This window comes from Pseudomonas sp. GW821-FHT04C07, assembly GCF_059420325.1.
Map to the genome: position 1 here is coordinate 61,041 of NZ_JBWKTM010000002.1, position 17,068 is coordinate 78,108.

Annotated in this window: 18 protein-coding genes, 2 tRNA genes and 3 pseudogenes; 15 read left to right on the forward strand and 8 right to left on the reverse strand. The window is 57.5% G+C overall.

Annotated features, from left to right (window positions below; genetic code table 11):
* Positions 1–22: 22 nt before the first annotated feature.
* The 7 genes from dsdC to AC07UI_RS03855 all read right to left on the reverse strand — a co-directional run bounded on the left by dsdC (position 23) and on the right by AC07UI_RS03855 (position 7,282).
* Positions 23–952, reverse strand: coding sequence for a DNA-binding transcriptional regulator DsdC (gene dsdC, locus AC07UI_RS03825; RefSeq protein WP_494991227.1), 930 nt, complete (start codon positions 950–952; stop codon positions 23–25).
* Between the two features lie 77 nt (positions 953–1,029).
* Positions 1,030–2,382: a D-serine ammonia-lyase gene (gene dsdA, locus AC07UI_RS03830; protein WP_494991228.1), complete on the reverse strand. Its 1,353-nt coding sequence runs from the start codon at positions 2,380–2,382 to the stop codon at positions 1,030–1,032.
* A gap of 37 nt (positions 2,383–2,419) precedes the next feature.
* Positions 2,420–3,763, reverse strand: coding sequence for a GntT/GntP/DsdX family permease (locus AC07UI_RS03835; RefSeq protein ID WP_494991229.1), 1,344 nt, complete (start codon positions 3,761–3,763; stop codon positions 2,420–2,422).
* Between the two features lie 185 nt (positions 3,764–3,948).
* Positions 3,949–4,701 carry an amino acid ABC transporter ATP-binding protein gene (locus AC07UI_RS03840; RefSeq protein WP_494991715.1) on the reverse strand — a complete coding sequence of 251 codons (753 nt, stop codon included), beginning with the start codon at positions 4,699–4,701 and terminating at the stop codon, positions 3,949–3,951.
* 11 nt (positions 4,702–4,712) lie between these two features.
* A complete protein-coding gene (locus AC07UI_RS03845; RefSeq protein ID WP_494991230.1) occupies positions 4,713–5,435 on the reverse strand; it encodes an amino acid ABC transporter permease in 723 nt (240 codons plus the stop codon).
* 28 nt (positions 5,436–5,463) lie between these two features.
* Entirely contained in the window at positions 5,464–6,327 is an 864-nt protein-coding gene (locus AC07UI_RS03850; RefSeq protein WP_494991231.1) for a substrate-binding periplasmic protein, read from the reverse strand.
* A 148-nt stretch (positions 6,328–6,475) separates the two neighbouring features.
* Entirely contained in the window at positions 6,476–7,282 is an 807-nt protein-coding gene (locus AC07UI_RS03855; RefSeq protein ID WP_494991232.1) for a phytanoyl-CoA dioxygenase family protein, read from the reverse strand.
* Positions 7,283–7,379: 97 nt separating this feature from the next.
* Between AC07UI_RS03855 and AC07UI_RS03860 the strand changes: the two genes are divergently transcribed.
* The 4 genes from AC07UI_RS03860 (at position 7,380) to AC07UI_RS03875 (ending at position 10,298) form a co-directional block, all read left to right on the forward strand.
* Entirely contained in the window at positions 7,380–8,276 is an 897-nt protein-coding gene (locus AC07UI_RS03860; protein ID WP_494991233.1) for a LysR substrate-binding domain-containing protein, read from the forward strand.
* A 159-nt stretch (positions 8,277–8,435) separates the two neighbouring features.
* The gene (locus tag AC07UI_RS03865; RefSeq protein ID WP_494991234.1) at positions 8,436–9,071 is read left to right on the forward strand and encodes a hypothetical protein; all 636 of its coding nucleotides are present in this window, start codon (positions 8,436–8,438) and stop codon (positions 9,069–9,071) included.
* 57 nt (positions 9,072–9,128) lie between these two features.
* Complete coding sequence (locus AC07UI_RS03870; protein WP_494991235.1) at positions 9,129–9,770, forward strand: helix-turn-helix transcriptional regulator; 642 nt, start codon at positions 9,129–9,131, stop codon at positions 9,768–9,770.
* Positions 9,771–10,224: 454 nt separating this feature from the next.
* Positions 10,225–10,298, forward strand: a tRNA-Cys gene (locus tag AC07UI_RS03875).
* Between the two features lie 239 nt (positions 10,299–10,537).
* Here AC07UI_RS03875 and AC07UI_RS03880 read toward each other — a convergent pair.
* Positions 10,538–10,624: pseudogene (locus tag AC07UI_RS03880) on the reverse strand (TetR/AcrR family transcriptional regulator); the annotation flags it as partial.
* Between AC07UI_RS03880 and AC07UI_RS03885 the strand changes: the two are divergent.
* From AC07UI_RS03885 to AC07UI_RS03935, 11 genes and pseudogenes are all read left to right on the forward strand, one after another.
* Positions 10,604–11,229, forward strand: a pseudogene (locus tag AC07UI_RS03885) (NAD(P)H-dependent oxidoreductase). The pseudogenes AC07UI_RS03880 and AC07UI_RS03885 sit on opposite strands and share 21 nt — an antisense overlap.
* Before the next feature lie 273 nt (positions 11,230–11,502).
* Complete coding sequence (locus tag AC07UI_RS03890) at positions 11,503–11,853, forward strand: BON domain-containing protein (RefSeq protein WP_494991236.1); 351 nt, start codon at positions 11,503–11,505, stop codon at positions 11,851–11,853.
* A 365-nt stretch (positions 11,854–12,218) separates the two neighbouring features.
* Positions 12,219–12,380 (forward strand): annotated as a pseudogene (locus AC07UI_RS03895) (GNAT family N-acetyltransferase); the annotation flags it as partial.
* Positions 12,381–12,698: 318 nt separating this feature from the next.
* Positions 12,699–12,785: transfer RNA gene (locus AC07UI_RS03900), tRNA-Leu, on the forward strand.
* A gap of 170 nt (positions 12,786–12,955) precedes the next feature.
* Positions 12,956–14,269 carry a tyrosine-type recombinase/integrase gene (locus AC07UI_RS03905; protein WP_494991237.1) on the forward strand — a complete coding sequence of 438 codons (1,314 nt, stop codon included), beginning with the start codon at positions 12,956–12,958 and terminating at the stop codon, positions 14,267–14,269.
* 99 nt (positions 14,270–14,368) lie between these two features.
* Positions 14,369–15,451: a hypothetical protein gene (locus AC07UI_RS03910; RefSeq protein ID WP_494991238.1), complete on the forward strand. Its 1,083-nt coding sequence runs from the start codon at positions 14,369–14,371 to the stop codon at positions 15,449–15,451.
* A 100-nt stretch (positions 15,452–15,551) separates the two neighbouring features.
* A complete protein-coding gene (locus AC07UI_RS03915) occupies positions 15,552–15,791 on the forward strand; it encodes a helix-turn-helix transcriptional regulator (protein WP_494991239.1) in 240 nt (79 codons plus the stop codon).
* Between the two features lies 1 nt (position 15,792).
* Positions 15,793–16,173 (forward strand): hypothetical protein, encoded by a 381-nt coding sequence (locus AC07UI_RS03920; RefSeq protein ID WP_494991240.1) that lies wholly within the window; start codon positions 15,793–15,795, stop codon positions 16,171–16,173.
* Positions 16,170–16,640 carry a Rha family transcriptional regulator gene (locus tag AC07UI_RS03925; RefSeq protein ID WP_494991241.1) on the forward strand — a complete coding sequence of 157 codons (471 nt, stop codon included), beginning with the start codon at positions 16,170–16,172 and terminating at the stop codon, positions 16,638–16,640. Before AC07UI_RS03920 ends, AC07UI_RS03925 begins: the two co-directional genes overlap by 4 nt.
* Complete coding sequence (locus AC07UI_RS03930; RefSeq protein ID WP_494991242.1) at positions 16,640–16,822, forward strand: hypothetical protein; 183 nt, start codon at positions 16,640–16,642, stop codon at positions 16,820–16,822. Before AC07UI_RS03925 ends, AC07UI_RS03930 begins: the two co-directional genes overlap by 1 nt.
* Positions 16,819–17,067: a hypothetical protein gene (locus AC07UI_RS03935; RefSeq protein WP_494991243.1), complete on the forward strand. Its 249-nt coding sequence runs from the start codon at positions 16,819–16,821 to the stop codon at positions 17,065–17,067. Before AC07UI_RS03930 ends, AC07UI_RS03935 begins: the two co-directional genes overlap by 4 nt.
* The last annotated feature ends 1 nt before the right edge of the window (position 17,068 follow it).

Consider the following 17,068-nt stretch of genomic DNA (forward strand, 5'->3'; position numbering starts at 1 on the left):
GGCGAAATTTTTTCGTCGGTGGTTACGTACATTCGTGCAGCCAGTCAATCAATACCTGGACGCGCTTTGGCATGGGGGTGCGCTGAGGGTGGACCAGGAAATAGTCGTAACGCCCGGGCTGGGTAAAACCGCCAAAGGGCAGGATCAATTCACCTTGATCTATTCGTCGTTGCACCAGGCGCTGGCGACCGATTGCTATACCGACATTATTGATTGCCGCGGTAACGCATAAGTCGGAACGATCAAAGGTCAGGCTTTTTTTCGGTAGCCACGCTTGCATGCCTTGATGCCCGGCCCACAGCTGCCACTCTGCATCGTAAACGGCGTTTTCCCAGGCCAGAGCGTCGTGCAGAAGGGTGCAGGTGCGCAGGTTTTCGGGGTTCTCCAGCAAACCATGTCGATGAGCGTATTGAGGAGTGCAAACGGGGGCGATGGTTTCGCTCATCAGTTTATGGCTGACCAGGCCAGGGAATTCACCGTTGGCATACAGCAGGGCCAGGTCGATATTTTGGGTGCGGAAGTCGATGTTGTCGTTTCCGACGCGGATATCCAATGAGATTTGAGGGTAGCGTTCGTGAAAATCGGCCAGGCGTGGCACCAGCCAGCATTGAGCGGCCGAGGGGCGGGAGTAGAGCGCGACTGAGCCGGATATTTCCGAGTCAGGAGATGGTTGCAGCGCCTCCGTCAACTCGTCCATGACGCCTTGCAGAATCATGAACACGCGTTCGCCTTCGACCGTCAGCCGGACTTGCCGTGTCAGGCGCTCGAACAGGCGCAGTGACAGGGCGCGTTCGAGTTTGCCAATGCGATGGCTCACGGCACTCGGCGTCAGGCACAGCTCTTGTGCGGCCAGGGAAAAGCTCAGGTGTCGAGCCGCCACCAGAAAAGTATGCAGGTTGGCAAACTGCGTGCTATTGATTTGAGCCCCAGGTCGGGGGGGAAGGTTCAGCATCAATAGGTACTCCGCTGGCGAAAATCGATGGATCCGTGCCCCTGCATTGAGCACGGGCACGGACCGACGATCAAGGTTTATTGCAGTGCCAGAAGCACCCGTCCTTTAGTCAGGTAGGCGTCCATTTCTTCGTCGGGCACCATGCTGCCTCCAGTGCCCCACACCAGATGGGTGGCGTTGGCCAGGCGCGACTCGGTCAGGTTCAGGCGCTCTCGATAACCCTGTTGCTCCTGTACAACCCTGATCAGGCCAGGAACGCCTGCCAGCGCGGAGGGTTCCAGTTTAATGCCTTCGGTCGATTCCATCAGGGCCAGCAGGCGGTACATTTCCTCATCGCTGATCGTGTAGTAACCGTCGAGCAAGCGTTGCATCGAACGACCGACGAAACCGGACGGTCGACCCACCGCCAAGCCATCGGCCGCGGTGCTGTTGTCGATGCCGAAGTCATAGACAGAGACCGCATCATGCAGACCGGTATAGACCCCCAGCAGCATGCAAGGCGAGTGAGTCGGCTCGGCGAAGATGCAATGCACTGCGTCGCCATAAATGTGCTTGAGGCCAAAGGCAACGCCGCCAGGGCCACCGCCTACGCCGCACGGCAGGTAAACGAACAGGGGATGTTCTTGATCAACGGTGATGCCCGCCGCCGTCAGCTGTCGCTGCAAGCGCTCAGCGGCCACGGCATAGCCGAGGAACAGGTTGACCGAGTTTTCATCGTCGACAAAATGGCAGTGCGGATCGGACTCCGATTGTTTACGGCCTTGCTCGACGGCCACACTGTAATCGGACTCGTACTCCATCACGGTGACCCCGCAAGAGCGCAACTTGTCTTTCTTCCATTGCCGCGCGTCGGCGGACATATGCACGGTGGCCTGAAAGCCCAGACGGGCACTCATGATGCCGATGGACAGCCCAAGATTGCCGGTGGAGCCGACGGCAATACTGTACTGAGCGAAAAATTTGCGGGCTTCTTCGCTGTCCAGTTTCGCGTAGCTGTCGCCGGGTTGAATCAGGCCCGAGGCGAGAGCCAGGTCTTCGGCATGCTTGAGTACTTCGTAAATCCCGCCGCGGGCCTTGATCGAGCCGGAAATCGGCAGCAGGTTGTCGGCCTTGAGCCACAAGGCGCCCTGCGATGCCTGCGGGTATTGGCTGGCCAAAGCCGCCTGCAATTTAGTCAGGGGCAAAATCTCGGACTCGATGATGCCGTGACTGGCGCTGGTCTGAGGAAAAACCGACATGATAAATGGTGCAAAACGCTCAAGCCGGGCGCTGGCATCAGCGATATCGGCGGCGGTCAAGGCCACGTCGCTCAACGCCTGTGCGGCAGGGGCGAGGGCAGGGTTGAACCAGGTGGTTTCCTTCAGGTTCACCAGTTCGGTGATCAAGGGATGGCTTTCGCACCATGATTCGATGGTTTTATCCAGGGTCATCTTGTTACTCCAGACTTTTAATTGCAGACGGACGGGCTCACACCCAATGCGACAACAGTAGTGTCATCCCCAAGGCGATGACTGAGGCGAGCACGGTACCGGCGGTAAATTTTTTCAGCGCATCACTCAGGGAGACGCCCAGGTATTCCTTGACCACCCAGAAAGCCGAGTCAGTCACGGTGGTCCAGCCGATAGCGCCGGCACCGATGGCGATCACCATGAGTTCGCGGTTTTGCCCTGGCATGGCGTCCAGGATTGGCAGAATCATGCCAGCAGCACTGACCATTGCCACGGTTGCCGAGCCCACGGCCAGGTGCATCAGGCCGGCGACGAGCCAGGCCAGGAGGATCGGATTGATGTCCCAGTGCCCCAGTGTGCTGGCGAGGACTTTGCCGACGCCGCTGTCAATCAGCACGCCATTGAACGCGCCACCGGCGCCGATGATCAGCAAAATGTTCGCCAGCGGGGTGAAGCAGCTCTGGGTCAAGACCTGCAGTTGCGCCATCTGCAAGCCGCGGCGCAGTCCCAGTGCCCAGTAGGCAAAGATCACTGCGATCGCCAGGGCGGTCAGGGGGTTGCCGAGGAAGGTCATCAGGCTGTACAGGCTGGTGCCTTGAGGCAGGCTCATGACCGCCAACGTCTTGCCGACCATCAACAGCAGCGGCAACAGGATGGTAAACAGGGTCAGTCCCAGGCCTGGCAGCTCTCGGTGCGGACTCAGGACGCAGCGCTCATCCAGAAAAGCCTGTTGGCTAGCGGGCGCAGTGCGCGAGCAGACCAGGTTGACCCAGACGGGGCCGGCGATGATGGCGGTCGGCAAGCCGACGATCAAACCGTAGAGGATGACGGTGCCGACATCGGCGCCGAGCATCTTGGTAATCGCCATGGCGGCAGGATGGGGCGGCAGCATGCAGTGCACGGTCATCAGCGAAATGGCCAGCGGTATTCCGACATACAGGATGTTGAGGCGGGTTTCCTTGGCGACGACATAAATCAGCGGGATCAGCAAGACAAACCCCACCTCGAAGAACACCGGGATGCCTACGACGAAGCCAACCAGCATCATCGCCCATGCGGCGCGCTGTTCGCCCAGGGCATTGAGCAATGCCTGAGCGATGCGCTCGGCGCCACCTGACTCTTCGAGCATTTTGCCGAGAATACTGCCCAGGCCGATGATCGCTGCGAGAAAGCCCAGAGTGCCGCCCATGCCTTTTTCAAAGGATTCGGCAATGCTCGGCAAGGGCATACCGGCCCCGGCGCCGACGACAAAACTGGCCAGCATCAAGGCCAGGAAGGAATGAACTCTGAATTTGACCACCAGCACAATGATCATCACGATCGCTGCCAGTAGTATCAGTAATAGGCCCGCATTTTCTTGCATGACAACCCCTTATTATTTTATTGAGCGCGTTAACCCGCATACCTCACGGTGCGGCGGATTAAGCGCCAGCGCTGAAGGGGTTTACAAAGGATGCTTTTTCAACGAACGGGTGATCTGATGTCACCTATGGGGAGGGGGTTCCCCATGCCGGATTCAGTGAAGAGCCTGACATGAGGAGGCGCTGGTCAGTGCTGCATCGACTGGATAAAACTGGCGATGCGGCTGTTGTTGGGAGAGGCGAGTAGCTGCTCCGGGCAACCGGATTCAAGAATGCCACCGTCAGCGACAAAGCAGATGCGGTCGGCCAGTTTGCGTGCAAAGTTCATTTCATGGGTGACGATGATCATCGTCATGCCTTCTTGGGCGAGTTGGCGGATGGTGTCGAGCACCCCGGACACCAGCTCCGGGTCAAGGGCCGAGGTAGGCTCGTCGAACAGGATCAGTTCCGGTTTCATGGCCAGGGCTCGCGCGATAGCGACTCGCTGACGCTGCCCGCCGGAGAGTTGGTCAGGGTAGTAGTCGAGGCGTGCCGACAGGCCGACCTTGTCGAGAATGGCCCGGGCTTCGGCGATTGCCTCGTGTTTGGGGCGGCGTAGCACATGCACCGGTCCTTCGATGACGTTCTCCAGAACAGTACGATTGCTGAACAGGTTGAACTGCTGGAACACCATTGGCATTTTGCTGCGCGCCATGCGCAATCGGGATTCGTCCACCTGTTGGTAGGTCTGGTTGTCCTGATGGCACAGCCGCTCCCCGGTAAAGGTGATCTCACCGGCGCAGGGCGTTTCAAGAAAGTTGATGCAGCGCAGCAGCGTCGACTTGCCGCCGCCGCTAGGGCCGATAAGAAAGATGACTTCGCCACGCTTTACGGTGAGGTCAACGCCGCGCAGGATTTTGGTGTTTCCGTAGGCCTTATGCAGGCCGCTGATCTGCAGGATGGGATCGGCATTCATGATTTGGCCTCTGTCAGCCTGGAGGATATTGGACTCGTATCGGTACGGGTGCCTGTGCGCAGGTGGGCCGGTGTCAGGCGTTGCTCGATCCAGTGCACCCCGCGTGCAGCAATGAAGCTCAGGACGAAATAGATGATCGCTACCATCAGATAGACCTGTATGCTGAGGAAGGTATTGGCGATAACGATGCTGCCGTGACGCAGTAGCTCATTGACGGCAATGAAGGAAACCAGCGAGGAGTCCTTGAGCAGTGAGATGAAATAGCCGCCCACTGTCGGGATCGCAATTTTCAGTGCCTGAGGCAGGATCACTCGCAGATAGATCCTGGTGCGCGACATGCCAATCGATAGACCCGCCTCCCGCTGGCCCTTGTCCAGCGAGAGGATGGCGGCACGAAAGACCTCGGACAGGTAGGCGCCGAGGTTGAGGCTAAGGCCCAGCACCCCGGCCCAGAAGCCGGAAAGTGTCAGGCCGATTTGCGGCAGGGTGAAGTAGATCACCAGCAACTGTACGACCAGCGGCACGCCTCGCCAGAGTTCCACATAGCTGCGCAGTGGCCAGTCCAGCCAAGGCCGGCGTGCCAGTCGACCGAGAGCGACGGCAATGCCGATCAGTATGCCCAGGGTCATGCTCAACACTGACAGTTCCAGTGTCACAACCGCGCCCTTGAGCAAGAATGGGAAGTACTGGGGGATGAGGACAAACAAGAAGTCGTACATGGCGGGTATCCCTCTGTTTGCTTAAGGGTCAGTGCTTGATCAGCCTGGTTTGCATGGAGTCCCATACGCCGTATTTTTCGAGGATGGTCTGGTGAGTACCATCGGCGATCATCGAGTCGAGTGCGCCGTTGATGGCTTCGCGTAAATCCCCACATTCGTCACGCACGGCGATCGCTTGCGTACCGTAGATGTACGGCGCCTTGGCTTCGGCAGCAGCCCATTCCGGTTTCGGTTGATAAAGGATTGGCTCGCCGACGACGCGCAGGTTCTTCATGGTTTCCTTCTGGCCAATCAGGGTGCCCTGATCGAGCAGGACGGCATCGGCCTGATTGTTCTGCAGGGCCTGGAAGGGCTCGCCGAAACCGTTGAAGTCCATGACTTCGCCCACCACGCCGGCGTCAGCCAGCCGGTGCGCGTTGAGCGAATCGTCGGTCCCCATCACGCTGGCGAGCTTCTTGCCTTTGAGGTCGTCCATCGTTTTGATCGGTGAGTCGGTCTTCACGATGACGTAGTTGTAGCTCAGGAAGTAAGGATTGCTGAAGAGGATCCCGGCGTTCTTTACCCGTTCCTGGGTCGCCGACATGGCGGAGAGAATAATGTCCCAGCGCCTGGATTTCATGCCGGGAATCAGGGTCGACCATTCGGTAACGACATACTCGGTCTTGGGGACGCCGATACGTTTACCGATCTCCTTGAACAGCTCGGCTTCGAAGCCGCCGTAGCTGCCATCTTCGTTTTGCCAAATAAAAGGTTTCGTGCCCATCAGGCCGTTACCGGATCGCAGCACGCCTGAGGCTTTGACGTCCGCCAGGCAACTGCTACCGGCCTGAGCCAGGCCGGCAGTGCCGAGGAGCAATGCAAGAGCGCTGATTTTGAGTAGTGAACATTGCATGGGTGTGTCTCCGATTGGGAATTTTATTTTTATTTTGCTGAGCAAAAGCTCTCAATCTCGGAACCGTGTATCTATGGTGTGCAACTCCTTCTCCCTGATTCCCGGGGAGGCGAGCGATGAAGGTAAGGGGCAGGCGTGTGCAGTCGTCTCAGTCGTCTTTGCGCCAGACAACCGGAAACCAGTCTTCGCGCATACGGTCGCCGGTTTTCAAATTGATCCCCGGGAAGGGCGGAGACGTGCGCCCGGGGCGGGCGATGTAACGCACATCGTCGCCGATGAAGCGGGTCGAGAATGCTCTTCTGCGACCGGTTCCCTGGTTGCCCGCGGCACCATGCACAGCGCGAAAGTCAAACACCACGGCATCGCCCGGTTGCAATTCCGGCGAGAGGATTCTGAAGTCGCCGTTATCCACATCCGGCATGTCCATAAAGACACTTTCCCCGGTTGTCGAATGGGTCTCGCCATAGAAGTTCGTATTGCTGGCCCAGCTTTTCGGTCGTACCGGTTTAGGCCACAGATGTGAGCCGAGTACCACGCTCAGGGTGTTGAGTCTGGTCACCGGATCAAGCGGAATCCAATAGCTGGCAGTCTGCAATCCATCCACGCAGTAGTACGGCAGATCCTGATGCCAGGGCGTTGGTTTGGAGGTGCCGGGCTCTTTGACCAGGATGTGATCGTGGAAGACCTGCACCTGGTGTGACTGCATGATGTGGCCCGCGATCCCCGCTGCCGGTGAGTTCATGACAAAGTCGGTAAAGGCCGGGATACGTTGCCAGTTGCAGTAGTCTTCGAAAAAGCGACCGTTTTCGCCGCTACCCACGTTCTCTATCGCAAACTGGCTGGGTTGCGCGAGGTTCTGTTCGAATCCTTCACGCAGGCGTTCGATCCAGTCGGTGAAGACACCGCGCAGGACGACAGCGCCATCTCGCTGAAATACCTCGACATCGGACATCATCAGACTTGCTCCTCTGGTGTTAGCGGTGTGCGAGGAGTATTGCTTTTAAGCCTGAATAGGAAAACTATATATTTCTTATTCTTGAGTATAGGAAAAAATGATAGGTTTTTCGTTCCGCCAGCTGGAGTACTTCGTTGCTGCCGCCGAGCATGGAAGCATCAGTGCCGGGGCAAGGGCGCGACATGTATCGCAACCCTCGGTGTCTCTGGCCATTTCTCAGCTGGAAGAGGTGCTGGGTGAGCGCCTGTTTCGGCGCCAGGTCAGTCGCGGGCTGGAGCTGACGCCGGCAGGGCAGCGCCTCTTGGGGCGCGCGCGGGACATTCTCAATCTGGCGGCGGCGATGACCGAGGAACATAGTGACCGGCAAACGCTACGTGGACAGCTGACGCTGGTCTGCTTTCAGGACCTGGGACCTTATTTCGCACCTCGATTACTGGCCGGCTTTCGTGCGCAGCACCCAGAAGTGTTGATCACGCTGTTCGAAACCGATCTGGCGGGTGTGCATCGCACCTTGAACGCTGGCAAGGCGGAGCTGGCATTGACCTATGAGTTGGGGCTCGATCCGCTGACCGAACGGCAAGTGCTCGCTCAACTTTCACCCTATGCCTTGCTGCCAGCCGATCACCCGCTGGCAGCACAGGAGGACGTATCGCTCTTTGATCTGGCGCGCGAATGTCTGATTCTCGAAGACATTGCGCAGACGCGAGAGTACTTCCTCTCGCTATTCTGGTCGCACGATCTGCATCCAATGGCGCAGCAATACACCCAGACCTTCGAGATGCAGCGCGGCCTGGTTGCCCATGGTTATGGCGTGGCATTGTCTTGCACCCGTCCGGCAGGTGATCAGAGTTACGACGGTAAACCGATTGTCTGTTGTCCGCTGCGCGAAGCCGTCAAGCCGCAGCGCGTAGTGCTCGCCCAATCCAGCGCAATGCGCCCGTCACAGGTCGCTGAAGCCTTCATGCGCTGGGCTGCCAGCGAAGCCCTGCCATAGCGTCAATCTGCTCATTTGCGTTCGACTGCACTGCATGGCTGGTGAGTTTGATCCTGTCATTCAGGGCGATGTCTCGACGGAAGGTCATTTTTCAATATTGACATATATATATGTCGAAACTACCGTTATTGAACAAACCATCAATTCGAGTCTCCCGCCATGAACATCAAAACTCTGGGTTTCTTGCTTTTTGCACTTTGCGTTCAACCGGTCTGGAGTTACGCCGCTCAAAGCCCGGCGCCTGTCGCGGGGGCGCCAGAAGCGGCGCTCACGACTCGACTGGCACTGCGGGATCTGTGGGTGGAGCACATTTTCTGGATCAGAAACTACGTTGTCGCCAGCCAGCAAGGCAATCGCGCGCAGGCGGATACAGCGGTGGCTCAAGTGGTGGCCAACGCCACCTCGATAGCCAATAGCCTTGCACCCTTGTACGGCCAGCCTGCAGCCGATCAGTTGTTGAAGCTGCTCGCCGGACATTGGGGGGCGGTGAAACATTACAGCGATGCCTCTGTAGCCAAGGACACCAAGGGGAAAAATGCCGCCGTTGAAGAACTGACCAGTAACGCCAAAGCCCTGGCGCATTTCCTGGCCTCGGCCAACCCCAACTTGCCGGAGGGGACATTGGTCGCCATGCTCAGCACTCACGGCGGCCATCACATCGCGCAAATTGATCAGTTGGGCAAAAAGGACTATGCCGCTGAAGCCCGAACCTGGGCGGCGATGCGGCAACATATGCAGGTCCTTGCAGACACTTTGGGTGCAGCACTGGTCAAACAGTTTCCGGACAAATTCTGACGTTGGACGGGGCGCGCAAGCGCCCCTTTTTTTTGGCAAAAGCGGTGAGGTTGCACAATGCTGCAGGGGATGGGTCGTACACAGCAGGATCTTTTGTCAGCACTGCTGTACCAGCCGGCGGGTATGAGTATTGATGATCTGGCGAGCCACCTCCAGGTGACGCGTACCGCCATTCGACAACACCTGACCGCGCTGGAGCGGGACGGCCTGATCCTGCGTGGCGAAACCCGACCTACTGGCCGACGCCCTCAGCAGTTGTTTCTGCTCTCGAGCTCCGGCCGGGAGTTGTTTCCACGGCAATACCAGATGCTGGCCGATCTGTTGATTGGCGAGGTCGCCGAAATCATTGGCCACGACAATCTGGTCAGATTGATGCGCAGCCTCGGTCAGAAAATGGCCGCGGGAATGGAGCAAGCGGTCGTAGACGAAGAGCGGATCGTCAGCCACATGAATCAGGTTGGATATGAATCGCAGGTGTTTTTCCGTTCCTCTGGCGAGAAGGAAATAGTCGCCCACAACTGTGTGTTCCATCATTTGGCCAAAACCCACCCTGAAGTCTGCCAGCTTGATCTGGCGCTCATCGGCGCGCTGGGCGGCGGCGAGGTGGAACACCTCGAGTGCATGGTGCGCGGGGGCGAGGTCTGCCGCTTTCACCTGAACCGCAAGCCGCCGGATTCAAGCGACAAATCTCTCTTGTAAGGCACGTGCCAGGAGTGTCGCCAAACTCGGCGCTTTAAAAAGACTCCTCGGCAGGTTGCGACAAGCACAACACCGAGCGGTTGCCAGGATGGTGCTAGATCACATGCGCTCGATGCAGCTGACTATGCCGACCTCTGGGCGAAGAAAGCCAATCCCGGTTATCGATACCTCATTCCAGCAGGTGCTGTCGCAATAGTCACTGCGCTTTACGGAGGAGGGTGAGGCCATTGTTTTTGCCTGCATCGGACAGCGAATCGATGAATTGAGAGGAGAGTTAAATCTTTTAGAATTCAGGGGGTTGCCAAGTCCTGTCTTCTTCTCCATAATGCCGCCCATCGCTCAGGCGCTTGGCTACAAGCGGCTTGCAGGATGAAGGTTTGGGTCGTTAGCTTGGCTTCCGTATCCGCTCCAGTTTGTATACGGTTGATGTCGTTGTATGGCATCGAGCGTTTGAGGCCGAGTAGCAAAATGGTTATGCAGCGGATTGCAAATCCGCCTACGCCGGTTCGATTCCGACCTCGGCCTCCACTCTTGAAAACCCCGTAGATCAATGATCTACGGGGTTTTTTATTGCCTGCCGGAAAGTGAAGTGTTCCGCAATCGGTCGTTGTCTCGTGGGCGACCCGTTCTCTGATCCTGAGTGATTGGATCCTTGATCATTTCCCGAGATGGGTCGGTGAGATCGTATCGTTCAGGCATTTCAAGGGGTTGCGTACAGAGCCTGGTCGCCCAGCCTGCTGGCCTCTGCGACGCCATGGGTGCCGCGTGCGCTTGATCTTTTCGAGCTCCGGTGAACTGGCCAGCGCCGCGATCACGCCGGGTATCTCGTTGCCCTGGAGGAGCACGCACTCATCGTTGTTGCTCATCACGATCCCCGGTCCCTTACCCGTAGCCTCGCTGCGCAAGTCGCTGAGGGCTTAACCTTGGCCGATCCCGGCAACTCCCTTGAAATCGCGGACCTCTCGGCGCAAGCGTTCGATCCGCGGTTCACCGCGGCTGATCTGGCTGTCCATCACAAGGAGGCGCCGCCCCCGTCGATGTGGTCGCCGAGCAGGCGAGGATCGATCGCGCCGATGCCCTTGTGCTGGTCTATCCCGTCTACTGGTGGTCGATGCCGGCACTTCTCAAGGGATGGATCGATCGAGTGTTCGCCAATGGCTGGGCGTTTGACTTCAGTTCGGATGCCAGGCTGGTGAAGAAGCTTCGTCACCTACGGGTTCATCTGGTCGGTGTCGGCGGCACCGACGGGGGAACCTATGAGCGGCACGGCTATGCCGACGCCATGAAAATGCAGATTGACCATGGGATCTTCGATTACTGCGGCGCCTGCGTCGTGACGTCCGAGCTCCTGCTCGAATCGGAAACGCAGGATCCGGCTGCTCATTTTGACGCGGCGCGAACCCTCGGTCGCAATCTCTTCACTGCATCCCGGCGATGCAGCAGTAAGGGTGCTGATTAATTTTCCATGGCCTGAATGTCCTTTCTGGCCGTTTTCTGTCGGCCGGGATCGGCAGCGACGGGCGCTTTGCAGGTATTGCGCCTGGTACAGAGCGACCAAGGCGGACATTCACGGGCACAGCGTAGCGGCCGCACTATAATTAGTCTGTGTCCTTGTTTGTGTGGCGAGCACTCCAGAACGAATCAGGTTTCCATAGCGCTCGTCTGACAAGCACAGGGCAGCACAGTAAATGGGACGCAAAGTACGTTCGATTACGCAAGAGAGGGTCCTGTCATGAAAATTCACTCCTTCCAGCATTACTCTCATGGTCTGGAAATGGCCGTTCACGACGCATGGATTACCGCCAAGGTGAAATCGGCCCTGGCGCTTTCCGAGCCGGCCCTTGGTCTGCATGTCAATGTCAAAACCCATGCGGGCACGGTGGCGTTGAGCGGCCGTGTCAACACCCATAGGCAGTGTGAGCAGGCCATAGGTCTGGCCCGTTCGGTTCATGGTGTCGCCGAAGTCGATGCCAGCGACTTGCAGACCCACGTGTTCACGCCAGGGAGTTTTCCAGAAGCTCCCAACGCCGAAGAGAGCACTGAGAGTCGGCCACAATCGTCAGCAAAGACGGACGACAAGTGACGATGACGACCTTGCCAGCGCCGCGCTCCTGGTTGGGGGGAGCGGGGCGCAATGCAGATCGAGGACTTCCACGGACTAACAGACCACGATGCTGTCACCGCTTGTAGCGCGAGAGCGGGATCTGCTGTGAGGTGGAGTCCATCGATCTGCCGGGCGTCGGCAGGTTGAATGCCTGTAGGCTCCAGCGTAATGCCTTGCCGCGTTGGTATAGATCAAGCTGCCAGCGCTCGTTCTGTCGTGACGCGAGCGGCTTCGACCCTCGCCGGCCAGTCGCTTGCGGGTATGAATCCGGGCTTGCTACAGCCGTGGATAGGGCAGATACAATCCTTCGACTTTATTAATCCAGATAACAGGGAGTGGAAGTCATGGACGTTCAAGTCGTACGCGCTGACGTAGATTGTGTCGATAAAATCGCGAAACTCTTCGATGCCTACAGAGGATTTTATGGGCAGCCCTCCCATATTCAGGAATCGTACGACTTCATTGCAGAACGCATCACCCGAGATGAGTCTGCGATCTTTTTCGCGAACAAACCCTTGAAAATCAGTTGGTTGCGGAACGATGCTCATGCTAACCTATTGAAATAGCTTGTTTTTTCGTAGATGGATTGCAAATCCACCTACGCTGGTTCGATTCTGACCTCGACCTCCACTATAAATAGGCTCCGTAGATCAATGATTTACGGATCTTTTTTATTTGAGCTTCAAATCAGGATTTTGTCTTGCATTTGACGTCAGCGACCTTGCTTCAAGGGGAAGGGATGTATATATTTCCTCCCTTGCTGCACAAGCGCCAGGACTGCGTAATCGTTATTAACCTGTTCTCGGCCGCTTCACCGCGCTACCGCCCGAATGGCGAAACTGGTAGACGCATGGGACTTAAAATCCCCCGCTCGTAAGGGCGTGCCGGTTCGATTCCGGCTTCGGGCACCATTAACACTCTCCTGCTTGCTCCCCGATTCGTCCAAGTAAGAAGGAAACCCAAAGAAACCGGCCACTGAGCCGGTTTTTTTGTGCCCGCGTGTTCCCGTGTTCGTCTGGATATACCCGCCGTTTGAGTATATGTTTAGGTATATTCCGGTTCGATATTGAGGCGTATACCAATGGCGCGCACCGTTACCCCACTCACCGACCCCAAATGTGAGGCTGCCAAGCCCCGCGAAAAAGATTACCCACTATTCGATGGCCAAGGGCTATACCTGTTGGTGAAGCCGTCCGGGGTAAAAACTTGGCGTTTCAAGTATACCAAGCCTGATGGGAGGGCTGGACTAGCCACCTTTGGCAATTACCCTGCCCTTGGTCTGAAGGCTGCCCGTTTCCGTCGTGCCGAAGCGCTAGAGCTGCTGGCGCACGGGCAAGACCCAATCGAGCGCGCCAAAGCAGTCAAGATTGAAACTGCTGCCGCCGCCGCGAACACCTTTAAGGCCATCGCTTTGGAGTGGCATTCAGCCGGTGCCCGCAAGTGGTCGGCAGGACACGCCGCTACCATCCTGCGACGCTTGGAAACAAGCCTGCTCCCCGCGTTGGGCCACCGTCCTGTTGCTGATTTGAAAGCCCGTGACCTGATGGCGCCGCTCAAGGCTGTTGAAAAGCGCGATTCCCTGGACTTGGCTAGTCGCCTGCGCCAGTACATCACCGGAATCATGCGCCTTGCTGTTCAACACGGGCACATCGACAGCAACCCGGCGATTGATCTACAAGGGGCAACCGCAACCCGTAAGGCGACCAACCGCCCCGCACTTCCACTGGATCGCTTGCCAGAACTGCTGGCTCGCATCGAGGCCGATACCGGGCGATCACTGACTCGACTTGCCGTAAATCTGACTTTGCTGGTGTTCATCCGATCCAGTGAGCTGCGCTTTGCCCGTTGGGGAGAGATCGACCTCGACCGATCCATGTGGGAAATTCCCGGCGAGCGCCAGCCCATCGAGGGCGTGAAAAACTCGTACCGTGGATCGAAGATGAACACTCCGCACCTTGTCCCACTGAGTCGCCAGACCTTGGGCGTACTCGGACAGATACACCAAAGAACAGGGTTTTACGATCTGGTATTCGCAGGAGACCACCACCATTGGAAGCCAATGAGTGAGAACACGGTTAACAAGGCGCTACGCCGGATGGGGTACGACACCAAGACGGATGTTTGCGGGCACGGGTTCCGCGCAATGGCGTGTTCTGCCCTGGTGGAGTCGGGCATGTGGTCGCGTGATGCGGTAGAGCGGCAAATGAGCCACCAAGAACGCAACGCTGTGCGCGCCGCCTACATCCATAAGGCCGAACACCTGGAGGAACGCCGACTGATGATTCAGTGGTGGGCCGACTACCTGGACGCCAATCGAAAAATTCACATTACCCCGTATGACTTCGCCCACCGGGCCGACAGTGCCGACAATGTGGTGACAATCAAGCGGGCATAGCAAGTTTTGGCTGATCTAGGGTAGCTCCCGAAAAGCGGATTTCCCACCCGCCTGGTCAGCCGATTTATTCAATATGGGATCGCCTGGGAGGGCGTGAGAGTGGATGAATTTCAAGAGCTGCTACCGTGGTTTAATTCAACGCAGGCTATAAGTTTTTGGCAATCCATTACGGGAAAGCAGATCACAATTGAGGCGCTGCTAGCCGGTCATTTTCCGTTGTACGTGGATTGCAGTTCGCTGAAAGGCGACGAGTACGAAGGGGCTTGTCGTCCAGTGCGCGGGGATGGGATTCAACGAATAGAGCGGCTGGAGCGTATGGCGGAAAACCCGTTTTACTTTGGCGAATTGAGGGCTGTTCGTCCCATTGTTTCTGGTTCGGTATGGATTTACGCATCCGGTGATATGACGCCAGACCATAAAGAAAATGTGTTGTGGCGCGTCGGTAGTGTCAGCACCGCAGGGCAAGACAGGTCATACGAGCTGCCCGTCCTTATCAACTCTGCCGATATCCAAGTCCTTATAGAAAAAATGTTTGGGTATGAATCGCCGCAAGCAAGAGAGGCTGCCTTGTTTCGAGCGGTTCAGGTAAACCTCCAGCTTGATGCAATCACGGAGCAGCTGGCGCAGGCGCATCGCGTAGCAGAAGCCCTGGAGCAACGAGCAGCGAAATCAGAAAGCAAAGCCGCTGAATACAAAGCCGCTTGGAAAAGCGCCCTATCTGCTGAAGGCCAAGTGCGGCAACAGTTGGACTTGGTCAGCGTGGCGCGTAACGAGTCCGAGAGGCGCGCTAGTTATGCCGACGCCGCGGCTGCTGAACTGAAAGACCAGCGTCGGCAATTGGCGCAAGAACGCACTTATCTTGAAGCCGCGCGGGCTGAGATTGATAACTTGCACCAAGCATTGAAGTCCAAAAAGGAACAACCTTCCCAACTGTTGGCAATCGCCGGGCTTCTGGAATTACTGCTCGACGACAGCCGTCCACGCTACAACCAAGGCACAGCAGCTGATGCAATCGAAGGGCAGCATCCGGACTGGTATGGTGCCAGCGCCAGCAAGCTGACCAAGCTATTTGCCGACGCCAAGTCTGCAGCGAAGGATGCCGACAAAGTTGCCCAGGCTAGAGCTGAAGGCAGAGAGGCTGCAGCCACCAGGACGGGGGCTAGGAAAGTCGCGAAGGTCTGATCGGGTATTTTGCAATTGCAAAAATGGATTTTGCCGTTGCAATGACTGGCAATTAACTCCCCCGTACCGTGTGCCCTGTCTTAACACAGGAGCACTCGGAATGACCCGTAACCAAGCTACCGCAACACTGACACCCCCCTTTCCCGAACTGCTGACCATGGCCGAGCTTGCCGCTATGCTGCGCCGTACCCGCTCTGGAGTGGACAAGCTGCGCGCACGTGACCCGAGCTTTCCAAAGCCGCTGAAGGATGGCAACGACCGTCGCAGCCGCATCTACTTTGTGCGCTCGGAAGTCGAAGTGTATTTGGCCGCTCGGCTTGAAGCCCGCGAGGTGGCCTGAAATGAAAAAGAGCCAGCCCCCTTACCAGCAGACCAGCCAATCGCACACCGATACTACCACCAGCCCCAGTCCCGTCGTAATGCTGAAAACGGCGCCGACTAAGATTGCCCGCGTCCTGGTGTACTTCCGTCACTTTGGAACGCTCAACCGCTTTGAGGCGCCGAAGCGGGTTGGCGATTCCCGCCTGAACTCGACCATCCACGTACTGGAGAACAGCTACGTCCTGACCTTTGAACACTTGCCGGAGAAGTCGCCGAACAATTGGGGTGAGCCCTACGACTGTACCCGTTACCGTCTGCTGGAAAGCTCGTTCGCCCTGGCCGGCAAGGTGCTGGCGCAGATGTTCAACCGGACTGCCAAGCGCCAGAAGGTGGCGGCATGAACGCTATCACCCTCATCAAATCCCAAGGCGAGCCCCGAGTGGATAGCCGCGTGCTCGCCAAACAGATGGGTAATCAACACAAAAACACCATGGAATTGATCGAGCGGTACGCCGGCGAGTTCCTTCGGTTTGACCATCTTCCGTTTCAAACCGAAGTTGGTAACCGCGCGCAGGGTGGCGGCAAAGCCGAACGCTTCGCCCTGCTGAACGAGGATCAGGCATTTTTTCTGCTCACCCTGTCTCGTAACACTGATCGCGTCGTAGAGCTGAAGTCGAGTCTGATCGTGGCGTTTCGCGAGACCCGTTATGGGTACGCCTGCCAGCACCTGGAGTCTCGGACGCAGGAGGCGAGCCAGAACGGTCGCAGCCTCGCCCGCTTTCGCTGGGACAAGCCAGGCCTGGAGCAAGGTGTGGCCTACCTGAAAGAGCAACTGAAGTTGCCTATCGATCTGGAGGACGTGCGCTAATGAGCACCACCGCCCACCCAGCATTCCCACTGCTCAATCTGAAACAGAGTGTTGCACCCAAGGTTGGCCACATGGCCCTGAGTGCCCTCAGCGCCGACTCCAGCCTCGCAACACGCCTCAAGCGTTACTCGCACCACATGGCCACCGCCCGCACCCTGGAAACTGTCGGGGGTGCTGTATGAATTTCGGCACTCTCGCGCAAATCGCCAGTGAATCGCTCGACACTATGGAATGCAGTCGCGACCACCTCCGGTGGCTGTCAGCACTCGGCAAGGCGATTCACACTGACCTGTCCACTGGTCACGGCCTTGTCGCAAAGGATCTGGCGGACCTCGTCCAATACCTCGCCGATGATCACCGCAACGATCTGGACCACCAGCTCAGCAAATTCAACGACCGGCTCGACGCTATCGTACTGAGGGTGTAAC

Bases quoted from the DNA above. Each gene is read 5' to 3' on its own strand.
- AC07UI_RS03935 (WP_494991243.1), top strand. From the start codon at position 16,819: ATGAATTTCGGCACTCTCGCGCAAATCGCCAGTGAATCGCTCGACACT.
- AC07UI_RS03845 (WP_494991230.1), bottom strand. From the start codon at position 5,435: ATGTACGACTTCTTGTTTGTCCTCATCCCCCAGTACTTCCCATTCTTG.
- AC07UI_RS03865 (WP_494991234.1), top strand. From the start codon at position 8,436: ATGAACATCAAAACTCTGGGTTTCTTGCTTTTTGCACTTTGCGTTCAA.
- AC07UI_RS03855 (WP_494991232.1), bottom strand. From the start codon at position 7,282: ATGATGTCCGATGTCGAGGTATTTCAGCGAGATGGCGCTGTCGTCCTG.
- AC07UI_RS03890 (WP_494991236.1), top strand. From the start codon at position 11,503: ATGAAAATTCACTCCTTCCAGCATTACTCTCATGGTCTGGAAATGGCC.
- AC07UI_RS03915 (WP_494991239.1), top strand. From the start codon at position 15,552: ATGACCCGTAACCAAGCTACCGCAACACTGACACCCCCCTTTCCCGAA.
- AC07UI_RS03920 (WP_494991240.1), top strand. From the start codon at position 15,793: ATGAAAAAGAGCCAGCCCCCTTACCAGCAGACCAGCCAATCGCACACC.
- dsdA (WP_494991228.1), bottom strand. From the start codon at position 2,382: ATGACCCTGGATAAAACCATCGAATCATGGTGCGAAAGCCATCCCTTG.
- AC07UI_RS03850 (WP_494991231.1), bottom strand. From the start codon at position 6,327: ATGCAATGTTCACTACTCAAAATCAGCGCTCTTGCATTGCTCCTCGGC.
- AC07UI_RS03905 (WP_494991237.1), top strand. From the start codon at position 12,956: ATGGCGCGCACCGTTACCCCACTCACCGACCCCAAATGTGAGGCTGCC.
- AC07UI_RS03870 (WP_494991235.1), top strand. From the start codon at position 9,129: ATGCTGCAGGGGATGGGTCGTACACAGCAGGATCTTTTGTCAGCACTG.
- AC07UI_RS03860 (WP_494991233.1), top strand. From the start codon at position 7,380: ATGATAGGTTTTTCGTTCCGCCAGCTGGAGTACTTCGTTGCTGCCGCC.
- AC07UI_RS03835 (WP_494991229.1), bottom strand. From the start codon at position 3,763: ATGCAAGAAAATGCGGGCCTATTACTGATACTACTGGCAGCGATCGTG.
- dsdC (WP_494991227.1), bottom strand. From the start codon at position 952: ATGCTGAACCTTCCCCCCCGACCTGGGGCTCAAATCAATAGCACGCAG.
- AC07UI_RS03925 (WP_494991241.1), top strand. From the start codon at position 16,170: ATGAACGCTATCACCCTCATCAAATCCCAAGGCGAGCCCCGAGTGGAT.
- AC07UI_RS03930 (WP_494991242.1), top strand. From the start codon at position 16,640: ATGAGCACCACCGCCCACCCAGCATTCCCACTGCTCAATCTGAAACAG.